Source organism: Rhodococcus sp. NPDC059179 (assembly GCF_042754885.1).
Taxonomy (GTDB): domain Bacteria; phylum Actinomycetota; class Actinomycetes; order Mycobacteriales; family Mycobacteriaceae; genus Rhodococcus_G.
This window is the reverse complement of sequence record NZ_JBHZBV010000007.1, coordinates 36605-49802: the sequence shown is the minus strand read 5'-3', so window position 1 is coordinate 49802 and position 13198 is coordinate 36605. Positions and strand designations below refer to the sequence as shown.

Below are 13198 nucleotides of genomic sequence, written 5' to 3'. Positions count from 1 at the left end.
TCCGGTGGCGCCACCCGGGGGGGTAGTTGCACGATGTCTCGGGTCCGCAAGTGGTCAACCCTGAACCAGTGGTGCTCATTTCGAGGCCACAGGCACGACAAGGGGTTGTTCAAAGGGTCCCGTGCGCCAGTTCAGCAGCCTCCGACACGGAGCAAAAATCATGTACGTGTTGAACGAAAGGTGCACCTCATGCGTAACCGTGTCTTCCACCGTCGTGCCGGAGAGGAGGTGGTGTCTCGGTGGGCGGCGCTGGGGATGATTCTCGCAGTCCTGGCACTGGTCATGACTTCGTTCTCACTCGCCCCGGTTGCCGTAGCACAGGAAATCGGGACCACCACCACAACTTCTCCGACCACGACGACACCGACGGCGCCCACCACGACGACGGCGAAGCCCACCACGACGACGGCGAAGCCCACCACGACGACGACGGCGACGCCGACCACGACGGAGGCGCCTGCGACCACGACGGAGGCGCCGACGTCCACGACGGAGGCGTCGACGTCCACGACGGAGAAGCCCACGATCACGACGACCGCGCCCACGACGACGACGCCCGCGGTGGCGAAGCGGCTGGCCGCGCGCGGACTCAATCCCGGCATCGTGGTCGAGATCACCGACATCCAGGTCGAGGGCGGAACCAACGACGAGCAGATCACCGTCGGTGACTCCGTCACGGTGTCCGGTACCTGGGACGCCTCCGCCGCCGATCCGAAGGCAGGCGACGAGTTCACGGTCAAGTTCCCCGACGAGCTCAAGCTCGACGGGAACCCCAGCATTCAGCTCAAGGGCGACGACGGCACGGTCTGGGGCAACTGCGTGCTGAATGCCGGCACCAACCTGATGAACTGCGTGCTCACCGATGCCGTGACGGCCAACCCCGAGTTGGTGCACGGCACCTTCACCGTCTTCACCAAGGCGGTCGAGTACACCACCTCCGAGGAGGTGGAGTTCGAGATCAACGGCGAGGGCACGCTGGTCGATCTGCCCGGTGAGGGCGGCATCAGCGATGGCAAGGATCTCGGCGTTGCCAAGAAGTCCGGGCAGCTCCAGCCGGACAAGCAGGCCGTACGCTGGACCATCGACATCCCGGGCTCCGATCTGGCCGCCCTGGACCCGGGCAAGACCGGCTCCGTGAAGCTGAACGACGAGCTCTCGGCCAACATGAAGCTGTGCGGGGACGGCAGGCTCAACGCCAAGCTGTTGTCCGGACGTCCGGGCGAGCTCAAGGAGGTCCCGGGCGGGGTCACCATCACCCAGGATGCCGCGGGCGATCCGGTCATCATCGACATCAACAACGGCGCGCCGTTCGAGAAGGACAAGCTGTACCGCATCGAGTACACCTCATGCAGCACCAGCGGCACGGTGGATCCCAAGGACACTCAGTACAACAACTCGATTGCCATTGGTGACGAGACCGTGGGCGCCGGCGTCGGGCAGGACTGGGAGCCGACGACCGCGCCGAGCAAGTCCGGCAAGCTCGTCAACGGCAATGGCGAGCGCTACCGGGTTGCCGAGTGGACCGTCATGGTCCCGGGTTCCTTCATCGCGTCCAGCCCTGACACGAAGGTCACCATTGCGGACACGCTCATCGGCGGCCATGCCGTGTGTCCGGACGGCCTTTCGCTGAAGATCGAGAAGTCCAACTACCTGCCCGGCCCCGGTGGCGGAGGAGTCGGACGCACCAACGTCACCGATCAGTTCACCATCGCTGAGTCGGCCACTCCTGGCGCGGAGAACTTCACCGTGTCCCTCACGCCGAACGATCCGTTCGACGCGGAGCAGTACTACTACGTGACGTACCGGACCTGCGTCGACGGGGACAAGGTGCCGAGCAACACCGACGTGTTCTCGAACAAGGCACTCGTCAACGGCGTCGAGGTCACCGCTTCGGCGAAGGGCCCCGAGTTCAAGGGCGGCAAGAAGGGCAACCTCAACACCGAGCCGAAGGAAGTCGGCGGCGAGATGCAGCCGGCCGGCACCACCATCGATTGGGATGCGGAGGTCCCCGGGAAGAATCTGGAGGCCCTCACCGAGCGGGCTGTCATCACGGACACGTTCTCCGAGACTTTGACCGTGTGCGATGTCAGCGGTGATCTCAAGAAGGACCTCAACTTCAGGGTTGTCGCGAAGGACTCCATTGGAGGCAAGGGTGCCGCCCCGGATCGCGACCTGACCGCCGACACCATCGTCACTCGCACCGCCAACGGGATCGAAATCACCCTGCCGAAGGATGCCGCGGCGGGCGACTACAGCCGTGAGACGAAGTACGTCATCGAATACACCCTCTGCACCGCGAGCGGTGGACTGGACGACCGCGGCACGGTGTACGGCAACGCGCTCGCTTATGAAGGCGCGGAGCACAAGAGCAGCGTCACGCAGACGTGGGGCGGCAGTGGCACCGGTGAAGGCGTGTCGCGAGGCTCGTTCTCGCTGCTGAAGCAGATCGACTCCGCTTCCGAGAAGTTCCCGGAGGGCACCGAGTTCACGGTCAAGGTCGAGGAGTTCGCTCCTGGCGTGGATCCGGCTGTCGGCCCCGTGTCGAGCACCTATGAGATCAAGGTGAAGGCAGACGGAACCCCGGTCAGCGGGCTCAACCCCCGTGGCACCGGTTGGACGATCCGCCTGTCCGAGGTCAACCTGCCGCAGGTCGACGGCGTCTACTTCGAGCAGGGCAAGTTCCGCCCGGCGGAGGGCGTGACGCTCAGCGACGGTGACACCGTGGCGTTGGTGGCGATCGAGCCGAAGACCAACGTCGAGGTCAGCCTGGTCAACAAGGCGGTTCTCGGCGCGACGACGATCACCAAGACCGTCCTCAACCCCGAGAACGCGGCGATCACGGGCGACGAATCCTTCGTCGTCAAGGCGGAGATCGCCTACGGCGACGGCGGCAGTGAGCTGCGGGAGTTCACGCTCAAGGGCGGCCAGTCCTACGAGCTGAAGGACCTGCCCATCGGCGCGAAGGTCACCTTCACCGAGGTCAAGCCGGTGAACACCGACCTCGTGACGTGGTCGGAGCCGGTGATCACACCGAAGACGATCACCATCGGCACCGACGCGGGCGCAAACACGATCGCCGTCACCAACGAGGCGAAGATCACCCAGGGCACCTTCGAGCTGAGCAAGAAGCTCACCGGCCCGGAGGCATCTAACAAGGACGTTCCCAAGACGTTCGACGTTATCGCGACCTGGACCGATGCGGCGGGTGTCGAGCAGTCCAAGACGCTCACGCTGCCGTCCGACGGCACTTCGGTCCCGTTCGGGGAGAACCTGCCCGGCGGCACCAAGGTCACGCTGACCGAGGTGGTTCCGGAGGACGGCAACGGTCTCGCCTGGGGCGTGCCCGCCTTCACCGGTGACGTCACGATCGACGGCAAGTCGGGCGTGGTGACCATCGGTAAGGAGCCCGGCAAGGTCGAGGTGACGAACTTCGTGGACAAGAACGACGGCACCCTGCGCATCCTCAAGCAGGTCTCCGGCGAAGCCGCTGAGTCTGTTGGTGATGACGCGGAGTTCACGGTCGAGGCCCGGTGGAAGGACGGTGTGGATTACCGCACCAAGGTGTTGACCGTGAAGAACGGTGTGGCCACGCCGCTCGGCGTCGACCTCCCCATCGGCACCGAGGTGACGTTCACCGAGGTTGGTCGTCCCGATGTCGAGGGCGTCGAGTGGGGCACGATCACCTGGGGCACCGACCCCAGCGGTGAATCGTGGATCACCTCCAACGCCGACGGCACCGCGACCGGCATCGTCTCGGATGATCCCAGTGAAGGTCGTCTGATCACGCTGACGAACGAGGCGCTGTGGAAGTTCGGCTCGGTCGAGTTCACGAAGTACATCCTCGATGGTGACAAGGCCGTCCCCGCCACCGATGCCGACCTGCCCGAGGGCGCGGAGTTCGAGGTTCGGATCGACAACATCGATCCGCCTCTTCCCGCAGGTGTCGATTTCCCGGCAGTGGGCGAGACCATCAAGCTGAACGCTGGAAACGGTTTCAGTTGGAAGTCCAGCGAGGTGCTGCCGCGGAACACCGTGGTCACCTTCTCCGAGGTCGATCCCAAGGACCTGCCCGGCTTCGACTGGGCGCGGCCGTACTACTGGGTGGCCGAGGACGCCGGTGACGCGGACTACCGCAACACCGTCGGAATCGTGCCGGGTGAGAAGGCAGTGGTGGAGATCCACAACCGGATCATCCCGACCACGGACGTGGACATCGAAAAGATCGTGACCGGGCCCAAGGGCGATCAGGTCATGAAGGATCCGTCCGCGACCTTCCAGATCACGGCGACCTGGACGGACAGTGACGGCGAGGCGCGCACCTGCATCCTCGACGTCAAGCCCGGCGGCTCGGTCACCCCGACCGCCAAGTGCGATGCAGCCGTCATCGACGGCAAAGTCCAGTTCCCGCTCGACACCGAGATCAACTTTGTCGAGTCCGGCGCCCACACCGACGTGCCCAACGTCCAGTGGGGCGAGGTCGTGTGGGACGTGAAGGAAGGCGAGGCGGACGTCACCGAGCTCGAAGGCGAGCCGACCGGCACCACCGTCACCCTCACCGGTGACGCGAACAGTTCCGTGGTCCTGGGTCTGGAGAACAAGACCAGTAGCAAGGGTCTGATCATCATCCCGATCCCGATTCCGCTGCCGCCGTGGGGCTTCATCCCGCCGTGGGGCGGTGGATCCTCGGTCCCGCCGTGGGACGGCGGATCGTCGGTCCCGCCGGGACCGGGGACTCCCCCGGGTCCCAGCGTGCCGGGCGGACCCGGTTCGCCGGAGAATCCGGGCGGCTCTGGCCACAACGGTGCTCCGGGCAAGCCGGCTCCGGGCAAGCCAGGCCAGTCGTCGTCCCTGCCGGTTACCGGTGCGAACGTCATCTGGCTCACCGGTGGAGCGTTGGTGCTGATCGCTGGTGGCGCCTGGCTTGCCCTGCGTAACCGCAGGAAGTCGACCGGCTAGGAGTAATCCTCCAGTCGGAACACGGTAGTGCGGGGCGGGTACGACCTCCCATGGTCGCCCGCCCCGCACTACCCCTCACCCCCCAATTCGCGGCCGATCGCTCGGCCGTCCCTCGAAGGAGAATCTCTCGTGCTCATCCTCCCGCTCTCGGTTGAATTCGACGTCCACACCACCGGTTCCGCCGCGATCGACGGGCTCGGTCAACTGTCCGTCCTCCTCTACGATCTTGTCGGCGGCACCGGAAGCGCCACTATCAACGTGGGCGGATAGTCGACACATCTAGCGGAGGAGTCCCCGGTTTCATGAGCGATACCAAGGTCCAGGTATCGAGGCGACTCCGGCCGAGCCAGGTCATCGGCGAGCTGCTCCTCACGGCAGGGGTCATCGTCCTGCTTTTCGTCATCTACGAGGCGTTCTGGACCAATATCGTCTCGGGGCGGCTGCAGGACGAGGTCAGCGCCCACCTGGAGGAGTCCTGGGGCACTGACCCCGGGGTCGCTGGTGATGAGCCGGTGGCCCCGCTGATCCCGGTGCTCGGCGAGGGGTTCGCGCGCGTGCACTTTCCCACACTCGGCGCCGCGTACGCCGTCGTCGAGGGCACCAACAACGAGGACCTGCAGGCCGGACCCGGCCACTACACCGACACACAGATGCCCGGCGAGGCGGGAAACTTCGCGCTCGCCGGGCATCGCAACGGTTCCGGTGCGGTGTTCCAGCACCTGGATCAACTCGGTGCATGCGACGCCGTCGTCGTGGAGACCAAGTCCCAATGGATGACCTACCGGCTGCTCCCACTCGACCTGGCCTCGCCCGAACGGCGTGCGGCGGCGGAAGCCTGCCTGAGCCCCGCGCAGGCCGATCGCGTCTCCGACGGCGACTACGCTCACGTCCTGGGTCGACACATCACGGTGCCCGGCGACGTCGACGTCGTCAATCCGCTGCCCGGCATGCCTTGGGTCGAGCCGGGCCCCGGGCTGGAAACTGTGTTGACGCTTACCACGTGCCATCCGCTGTTCTCGAACGCCGAACGCATGATTGTGCATGCTGTTCTCGTCGAAACAATCTCGAAGTCCCCGGGCGACAGTCCCGCGGCATTGCAGGAGCGATAGATGTACGGCTATCTCTGGGGCGCGCTCCCCGGACCCCGACCGGTGAAGGCCCTGCTGGTGATCATTCTCGTTGTCGCGTTATTCCTACTGCTCATGGAAGTCGTATTTCCTTGGGTGTCTGAGCACATGCCCTACTCGGACGTCACCGTATAAACCGTCCCTGCGGGGGGCGAGTGAGTCCCTCGGCCTGCGTCGACGCCAGTGCGCGCGCGATCTGCTCGACGTCGAGGCCCGCGGCAGGCAGCAGGTGGTAGAAGGCGCGCTCGCACAGGTCGATCACCTCGCCGCGCTCCATGGTGGGTTCGTCCAGCCAGGACAGCACCACCTCCTCCATGAACGCCTGCCAGCCCTGGACGGCCGCGTCGACTGCGGGCGTGGTGGGCAGGCCGAGTTCGGCGAGCGAGCGCACGATCCAGCCGGTGAAGGTCCGCCGCATCCCGCGGTAGATCCGGCGCATGCCCTCGTCTCCGCTGCCCGCCAACCGCATCACGGCGACATAACTCGTCGGGTGCGCGACCACCGCGTCGAGAAAGGTCTCCACCCCGGCCCGCAGTTGGGCGGAGGTGGGCAGCGTCGGGTCCGGGGTCATCCGCCGCTGCAGGGCCTCCGCGGAGGCCTCGAGTACCGCGTTCCGGAAGCCCTGCTTGTTCTTGAAGTAGTGGAACAGCAGCGGGGGCGAGACCCCCGCCTCCGCGGCTACCCGGTCCATCGACAGTTCGTCGAAGGATTCCGACTCGAGCATCCGGACCGCGACCTCGAGTATCTGCGCGCGCCGATCGGCGGGGGAAAGGGGGACGGCGGCCATTCACGGCACTCTATTGAGAAATACTCAGCCGGTCCATTGACTTCTACTCAACAGGATCTGTAACCTCGGGTAACACTTACTTGAGGCGAGGAGCCCGACAATGCCCGAGTTCGACATCGTGGTCAACGGCGGCCTGTGGTTCGACGGCACCGGAGCCGAGGGGCAGCGCCGTAACCTCGGCATTCGGGATGGCGTCGTGAAGGCGGTCTCCGCTGCACCCCTGCCGGTCGGGCCCGGCACCGAGGTCATCGACGCGGCGGGCAAGTGGGTGCTGCCGGGATTCGTGGACGTGCACACGCACTACGACGCGGAGGCCCTGGTCAGCCCGGGACTGCCGGAATCGGTCCGGCACGGCGTCACCACCGTGGTCCTGGGCAACTGCTCGCTGTCCACCGTCTACTCCACCCCGCGCGAGTGCGCCGACCTGTTCAGTCGGGTCGAGGCGGTGCCGCGCGACGCCGTGCTGCGGATCCTGGAGGAGAACAAGACCTGGCGCGGGCCGGCGGAGTACGTCGACGCCCTCAATGCGCTGCCGCTCGGCCCGAACGTGGCCGGATTCATCGGCCACTCTGACATCCGCACCCACGTCCTCGGGCTCGGCCGCGGCACGGACAAGAAGACCAAGCCCACCGCCGCCGAGCTCGACCGGATGGGCGTGATGCTCACCGAGGCGATCGACGCCGGCTTCCTCGGGCTGTCCTCGATGACCAACGCCCTCGACAAGATCGACGGTGACGAATACCGTTCGCGCTCACTGCCGTCGACGTACGCGCGCTGGCGTGAATTCCGCTTCCTCAACCGGATCCTGCGTGACCGCGGCAAGATCCTGCAGAGCGCGCCGACGATCAACCTGCACCCCAACGTGGCCGCTTTCTTTGTCGAGAGCTCCGCGATCGGACGGAAGGAGCCGCTCAAGACGTCGCTGCTCTCCGGCGCCGACTCCAAGGCCTACCCGGCGATCGTGTACTTCATGCTCGCGGCGGCGCCGCTGCTGAACCGGTTCGCCAAGACCAACTTCCGCTGGCAGCACCTGCCGGTGCCGTTCACCGTGTACGCGGACGGCATCGACCTGGTGGTGTTCGAGGAGTTCGGCGCGGGCGCAGCCGCGCTGCACCTGAAGAACGAGGTGGAACGCAACGCGCTGCTGCAGGACGAGGAGTACCGCCGCTGGTTCCGCAAGGACTACGACAACAAGTTCTCGCCGCGGATCTGGCACCGCAATTTCTACGACGCGGTCATCGTCGGGTGCCCCGACGAGACCCTGATCGGCAAGACCTTCGGCCGGGTGGGCGATGAGAGGGGGGTCCACCCGGTCGATGCGTACCTGGACCTGGTGGTGGAATACGGCGCGAAGCTGAGATGGCGGACCACGGTCGCGAACCACCGGCCGAAGTTCGCCGACAAGCTGGCCGCCAGCCCGGGAGTGCAGATGGGGTTCGGGGACGCGGGAGCGCATCTGCGCAACATGGCGTTCTACAACTACCCGATCCGACTCCTCAAGCGCGTCAACGACGCCCGTTCCGAGCGCAAGCCGTTCCTCACGGTCGAGCGTGCGATCCACCGGCTCACCGGCGAGCTCGCCGACTGGTACGGCATCGACGCCGGGCACCTGCGGGAGGGCGACCGCGCGGACCTCGTGGTTGTCGATCCGGCGGGCCTGGACGCCTCGGTCGACGGCCTGTTCGAGGAGCCCGTGCCCGAGTACGGCGGAATTCGCCGGATGGTGAACCGCAGCGACGCCGCGGCGGTGGCCACCGTCATCAACGGCAGGCTCGTCTACCGGGACGGCGAGTTCACGCCCGGGTTCGGGATCGAGAAGACCGGACAGTTCCTGCCCGCGGGAGCCAAGGCCCGTGGTGTCGATGCGCAGGACCGGGTAGCGTCGGGCGCATGAGCGAGCGGATCGGCTCTTTCGTCCGTGACGGCCTGACGTTCGATGTCCGCGACACCGGACCGATCGACGGGGCGCCTGTCGTGCTGCTGCATGGGTTCCCACAGGATTCCCGGTCCTGGGATCGGCTGGCGCCGCTGCTGCACCGGCGCGGGTTCCGCACCCTCGCACCGGATCTGCGTGGCTGTTCGGTCGGTGCGCGCCCCCGCTCGCGCTGGGCGTACCGGTCGCGGGAACTGAACCAGGACGTCGTGGCACTGGTCGAGCAGGCGGGCCTGGGCAAGGTGCATCTGGTCGGTCACGACTGGGGCGCCGCACTCGCGTGGGGCGTCGCCGCGCAGCGCCCGGACCACGTGCGCACGCTCACCGCGTTGTCGGTGCCGCACCCGGCGGCATTCGTGCGAGCACTGCTGACCAGTAATCAGATCGTCAAGTCCTGGTACATGTTCATGTTCCAGTTGCCCTGGCTGCCGGAACGTCTGTTCGCCTCCGGTGACGCGGTGCGCCGCCTTTTTCTCGATGGCGGCATGAGCGCCGAGGCCGCCGACCGGGATCTCGCGCCGATGCGCGAGAAGTCCCGGGCCCGCGGCGGATTGAACTGGTACCGCGCGATGTTGCTGACCACGCCCGGCGCCACCGCGGGCAAGGTTCGGGTGCCCACCCTGCACGTGTGGAGCGACGGGGACACCGCGCTCGGCCGGGTCGGTTCCGAGCTCTCCGGCCGATACGTCGACGCCCCGTACCGATTCGAGGTCCTCGAGGGCGTCAGCCACTGGATCCCCGAGGAGGTGCCGGAGCGGCTGGACGCGCTGCTGGGGGCACACCTGCGGCAGGCCTGAGCGGGGTTCGAGGCAGCCCGGCTGCTCCGCTGGCCCGTCACACGTGCCGAACGGGAATCCTCGTGCGGTTGACGCCGGTCCACGCCCTCAGCAGTGAGTCGGTCAACTGGCGCTTGAGGGTTCCGACGTCGTCGGCGGCGCCGTGCGGGTCGAGCGACTCGTGGAGTAGTTGGAGGAATCGCGCGGGGGTGACCCCGAAGGTTTCGAGCAGGTCGGCCCTGCTCGCGCCGCCGAACGGCGCCCAGGTGATCGCGAAATCGATCACCCGCGCGGCGTACGGACTGATGGCGCCTAGTCGTTCGAGGTGACTGCACGCTCGACGCCGCGCTCGAATCCGCTCGGCGTCGTCCCCGGCGCCTGCCATCAGATCGCGCCCATCGTCGACGGCGCCGTCGGCGCGGTGATCGCGGTCGAACTGACGGCGAATACGGGGGAGCGCTCGCCCTGCAGCGCCGACCGGAACCGGACCCGGACGGGAGGATCGGACAGCACGGGGACCTCGCCTTCGATCCACGCATAGATCTGGGGGCCGTCGTCGAGTCGGACGATGGCGATGGCGGAGGGTAGCGGGCAGGCCTGTGGTTCGTCGGGTGGAGCTGATGCCACCTTCCAGGACACGATCGACCCGATACCGGACGACGGCACCGCCCCCATCTCGGTTCCGTGGCAGCAAGCGCATGTCACCGTCGTCGGCGCGAGCAGGGTGGCGCAGCCGGCGCAGCGTTTGATGAGCAGAACATCCGGTTCGACGGTGGCCGTCCGTGCGGCGTCGGACGTCGTGGGTGGGGGTAGGTGTCGGTGCATCGGGACCTCGGCAGGGTGTCGGTTGGTGATACAGATCACACTGTCGCCTTGTTTGTCCCCTCCCGCGACGGTAGATCTACGTACGTACCTACCTGTTTCCGCCCGGTCGACAAGCGTGCGCCGGCCGTACCTTGCCGGCTGAGGGCTGGGGAATGAACTCCTCGGGCACGGCGGGTGAACCTCAGGCGATTCCACCGCGAATGACGAATTCTCAACTCGCCGAGGTCAATCGGCGTCGCTAGAGTCCCGGCCATGCACGTCTTGTTCGTCTGCAACGGCAACGTGTGCCGTTCGGCCATCGCCGAGCGGCTCGCGGTCGCCATTGCCTCGGAGCTGGGGCTGACGGGCCTGAGCGCGGAGAGCGCCGGCACCAGGGCGCTGGTCGGCTTCCCGATGGAACCGGTGGCGGCCGAGGTGCTCCGCGGGCTCGGCGGTGACCCGTCGGGCTTCGTCGCTCGCCGGTTGCGGCCGGAGATGATCGACCGGGCCGATCTGGTGCTGGCCATGTCGGAGTCGGTCCGGGACGAGGCGGTGCGGGTGGGGCCTGCGGCCGCGCATCGCACCTTCACGCTGCCGGAGGCGCACCGCATCGTGTGGCTGACCGGGGCGCGGACCGTGGACGAACTGGCCGCGGGCCGGGACCTCGTCAGGCCCGGCCGCGGCGAGTCGATCAGCGATCCGGTGGGGCTGCGCGGCGACGCGTTCGAACGGGTGGGAGAGCAGATCGCGGAGGCGCTACTGCAGGTGATCCCCGCCCTGCACGCCGCCGGATGGTCCGAGGTCGCGTGACGGGCGGGGATCGGGCAGCCGATCAGGCGCCGAAGCGTTCGTCGACCTCCGCCCCCGTCAGTCCGTAGTCCTCGAGGGTGTACCGGTGTACCGGCTTTCGGTCACCGGTCTGGGAGTCGGAGTGCAGGGCCTCCATGTTCTGCTGAGCACCAGAACTCAGCGGAATGCCGAAGCGCGAGTAGATGCCCTCGACCGTGCCGAGCGGGTCGGCGTGGAAGTCTCCGAAGTCGACGTCGATGAACTGGGCCGGGTCGTACTTCGCGCGGGCGGCGGTGAAGGTCTCCAGTCCGCGGGCCCAGAGTTCGAGCTGGCTGCGCCCGATCACCTCACCCTTGAACCTGTTGGACCAGCCCTCGGTGGCCTGCTCGGCGAGACTGCACGCCGACGCCATGATCGTGCTCGGCGGCCGGTGGGTCTGCACGATCAACGCGTCCGGGTACACCGCCATCAGCTCGTCGAGGGCGAACAGGTGGCTCGGGTTCTTCAGCACCCACCGGCGGTCCCGATCCGGCAGCCCGATCAGCTGCAGGTTCTTCTTGTGCCGCGCATAGGCGTTGGTCCAGTCCTGACCCTCGAGCCACTTCGAGTAGGTCGGCAGGTTGGCCAGGCACTCGTAGGACACCGACTTGAACGTCTGGCGCAGCAGCTGCCAGCACTCCTCGACCTCGCCCGCCGACATGTAGTGCACGCCCATGAACTCGGGGTGCTCGACGTGGTGCTGGCTGAACTGCTGCTCAATCGCCTGGTAGACCGGATTCGAGTCCCAGCTCTCCCGCGGCGGACGCGGCTGCGGCATCTCCGTCAGCCACATCTCCAGGCCCTGGTGGGCCGGGTCGACGGTGAGCAGTCGGTGCAGGGCGGTGGTGCCGGTCCTGGGCAGGCCGGTGACGAAGACCGGCCGCTCGATCGGCACGTCGGCGTGTTCGGGATGCTGCTTCCACGCCGCCTCGCTCAGCAGTCGTGCGACCAGCGCGCCGCGCAGGAAGACCCGAGAGATCTTGCTGCCGAACGGCGTCAGGTCCTCGTCGCGGGCGTAGGAGTCGAGCAGGACGCCCAGTGCCTCGGTGTAGTCGTCGGCGCCGAAGTCGGTCAGGCCGGTCAGCCGGGTTGCGGAGGCGTGCAGATCCTCGACGGTGCCGACAGTCGTGCGTTCGGGCTTGCTGCGTTCAGTCATGGTCGTCTCTCCAGATTGGATGGGCATTCCGCGGGCTCCACGCTTAGTGGTGGAATTCGCCGCAGTTGACGTCGAGGCACTGCCCGGTGATGGCGCTGGCCATCGGGGACGCCAGGAAGATCACCGCGTCGGCGATCTCCTCCGTCTCGGGCAGCCGCTTGAGGTCGGTCGCCGCCGCGGTGTGCTCGTAGATCTGCTCGACGGTGATCCCGAACTTCTTCGCCTGGTGCTCGAAGTACTGCTTGAGGGTGTCGCCCCAGATGTAGCCGGGCGCGACCGAGTTGATCCGGATTCCCTTGGGACCCAGCTCGGTGGCGAGGGACTGCGACATCGCGAGCAGCGCGGCCTTGGCCATCTTGTAACTGCCGTAGCGCTCCTGGGAGTGCCGCAGCACCATCGAGTTGATGTTCACCACCGAGCCCTTGCTCTCCTCGAGCGCGGGGGTGAACAGCTGGGTCAGCCGCAGCGCACCGAGCACGGTGAGCTCGATGCTGTCGCGGATGTGCTGGTAGTCGGTGCGCGCGAGGGGCTTCATCGACGGGATCGAGAACGCGTTGTTCACCAGCACGTCCACCCGGCCGTAGGCCTCGACGCTCGCGGCGATCAGGTTCTCGGCGGAGGCCTGGTCGGTGATGTCGGTCGACACCGTCACCGCGCGCCTGCCGAGGTCGGTGACCTCCTTGGCCACCTCGTCCAGGCGGGCCTGGGTGCGGGCGGCCAGCACCAGGTCGGCGCCCGCCTCGGCGCAGCGCAGCGCCAGGGTGCGCCCCAGTGCGGGACCCACCCCCGAGATCACAACGACCTTGTCCTGCAGAAGATTGCTCATGTCCG

The 13198-nt window shown here is 67.1% G+C and carries 11 protein-coding genes; 6 read left to right on the top strand and 5 right to left on the bottom strand.

The window, feature by feature from the left end; all coding sequences use genetic code 11:
* Positions 1–189 precede the first annotated feature (189 nt).
* The 3 genes from ACFXMV_RS15430 (at position 190) to ACFXMV_RS15420 (ending at position 6065) form a co-directional block, all read left to right on the top strand.
* Positions 190–4956, top strand: a complete 4767-nt coding sequence (locus ACFXMV_RS15430) for a DUF5979 domain-containing protein (RefSeq protein ID WP_378503073.1) — start codon at positions 190–192, stop codon at positions 4954–4956.
* A gap of 129 nt (positions 4957–5085) precedes the next feature.
* On the top strand, positions 5086–5226 hold the full coding sequence (locus ACFXMV_RS15425; protein ID WP_378498838.1) for a hypothetical protein: 141 nt from the start codon (positions 5086–5088) through the stop codon (positions 5224–5226).
* A 32-nt stretch (positions 5227–5258) separates the two neighbouring features.
* On the top strand, positions 5259–6065 hold the full coding sequence (locus ACFXMV_RS15420; RefSeq protein WP_378498839.1) for a class E sortase: 807 nt from the start codon (positions 5259–5261) through the stop codon (positions 6063–6065).
* 142 nt (positions 6066–6207) lie between these two features.
* Here the strand turns inward: ACFXMV_RS15420 and ACFXMV_RS15415 are convergent, their stop codons facing one another.
* Positions 6208–6870, bottom strand: coding sequence for a TetR/AcrR family transcriptional regulator (locus tag ACFXMV_RS15415; RefSeq protein ID WP_378498840.1), 663 nt, complete (start codon positions 6868–6870; stop codon positions 6208–6210).
* Positions 6871–6970: 100 nt separating this feature from the next.
* Here ACFXMV_RS15415 and ACFXMV_RS15410 point away from each other — a divergent pair, with 100 nt between their 5' ends.
* A complete protein-coding gene (locus ACFXMV_RS15410; protein ID WP_378498841.1) occupies positions 6971–8764 on the top strand; it encodes an amidohydrolase family protein in 1794 nt (597 codons plus the stop codon).
* Complete coding sequence (locus tag ACFXMV_RS15405) at positions 8761–9600, top strand: alpha/beta fold hydrolase (RefSeq protein WP_378498842.1); 840 nt, start codon at positions 8761–8763, stop codon at positions 9598–9600. Before ACFXMV_RS15410 ends, ACFXMV_RS15405 begins: the two co-directional genes overlap by 4 nt.
* A gap of 37 nt (positions 9601–9637) precedes the next feature.
* Here ACFXMV_RS15405 and ACFXMV_RS15400 read toward each other — a convergent pair whose 3' ends face one another.
* Together ACFXMV_RS15400 and ACFXMV_RS15395 are read right to left on the bottom strand one after the other, a co-directional pair.
* Complete coding sequence (locus ACFXMV_RS15400) at positions 9638–9964, bottom strand: hypothetical protein (protein WP_378498843.1); 327 nt, start codon at positions 9962–9964, stop codon at positions 9638–9640.
* The gene (locus ACFXMV_RS15395) at positions 9964–10443 is read right to left on the bottom strand and encodes a Zn-ribbon domain-containing OB-fold protein (RefSeq protein WP_378498844.1); all 480 of its coding nucleotides are present in this window, start codon (positions 10441–10443) and stop codon (positions 9964–9966) included. Before ACFXMV_RS15395 ends, ACFXMV_RS15400 begins: the two co-directional genes overlap by 1 nt.
* 213 nt (positions 10444–10656) lie before the next feature.
* Here ACFXMV_RS15395 and ACFXMV_RS15390 point away from each other — a divergent pair, with 213 nt between their 5' ends.
* The gene (locus ACFXMV_RS15390) at positions 10657–11193 is read left to right on the top strand and encodes a low molecular weight phosphatase family protein (protein ID WP_378498845.1); all 537 of its coding nucleotides are present in this window, start codon (positions 10657–10659) and stop codon (positions 11191–11193) included.
* 22 nt (positions 11194–11215) lie between these two features.
* Here ACFXMV_RS15390 and ACFXMV_RS15385 read toward each other — a convergent pair whose 3' ends face one another.
* Both ACFXMV_RS15385 and ACFXMV_RS15380 read right to left on the bottom strand, forming a co-directional pair.
* Positions 11216–12367, bottom strand: a complete 1152-nt coding sequence (locus ACFXMV_RS15385) for a sulfotransferase family protein (RefSeq protein WP_378498846.1) — start codon at positions 12365–12367, stop codon at positions 11216–11218.
* A gap of 43 nt (positions 12368–12410) precedes the next feature.
* On the bottom strand, positions 12411–13193 hold the full coding sequence (locus tag ACFXMV_RS15380) for an SDR family oxidoreductase (protein WP_378498847.1): 783 nt from the start codon (positions 13191–13193) through the stop codon (positions 12411–12413).
* Positions 13194–13198: the final 5 nt, after the last annotated feature.

Excerpts from the sequence above, each read along its gene's own strand:
- ACFXMV_RS15430 (WP_378503073.1), top strand. The coding sequence starts at position 190 with ATGCGTAACCGTGTCTTCCACCGTCGTGCCGGAGAGGAGGTGGTGTCT.
- ACFXMV_RS15420 (WP_378498839.1), top strand. The coding sequence starts at position 5,259 with ATGAGCGATACCAAGGTCCAGGTATCGAGGCGACTCCGGCCGAGCCAG.
- ACFXMV_RS15415 (WP_378498840.1), bottom strand. The coding sequence starts at position 6,870 with ATGGCCGCCGTCCCCCTTTCCCCCGCCGATCGGCGCGCGCAGATACTC.
- ACFXMV_RS15410 (WP_378498841.1), top strand. The coding sequence starts at position 6,971 with ATGCCCGAGTTCGACATCGTGGTCAACGGCGGCCTGTGGTTCGACGGC.
- ACFXMV_RS15405 (WP_378498842.1), top strand. The coding sequence starts at position 8,761 with ATGAGCGAGCGGATCGGCTCTTTCGTCCGTGACGGCCTGACGTTCGAT.
- ACFXMV_RS15400 (WP_378498843.1), bottom strand. The coding sequence starts at position 9,964 with ATGGCAGGCGCCGGGGACGACGCCGAGCGGATTCGAGCGCGGCGTCGA.
- ACFXMV_RS15390 (WP_378498845.1), top strand. The coding sequence starts at position 10,657 with ATGCACGTCTTGTTCGTCTGCAACGGCAACGTGTGCCGTTCGGCCATC.
- ACFXMV_RS15385 (WP_378498846.1), bottom strand. The coding sequence starts at position 12,367 with ATGACTGAACGCAGCAAGCCCGAACGCACGACTGTCGGCACCGTCGAG.
- ACFXMV_RS15380 (WP_378498847.1), bottom strand. The coding sequence starts at position 13,193 with ATGAGCAATCTTCTGCAGGACAAGGTCGTTGTGATCTCGGGGGTGGGT.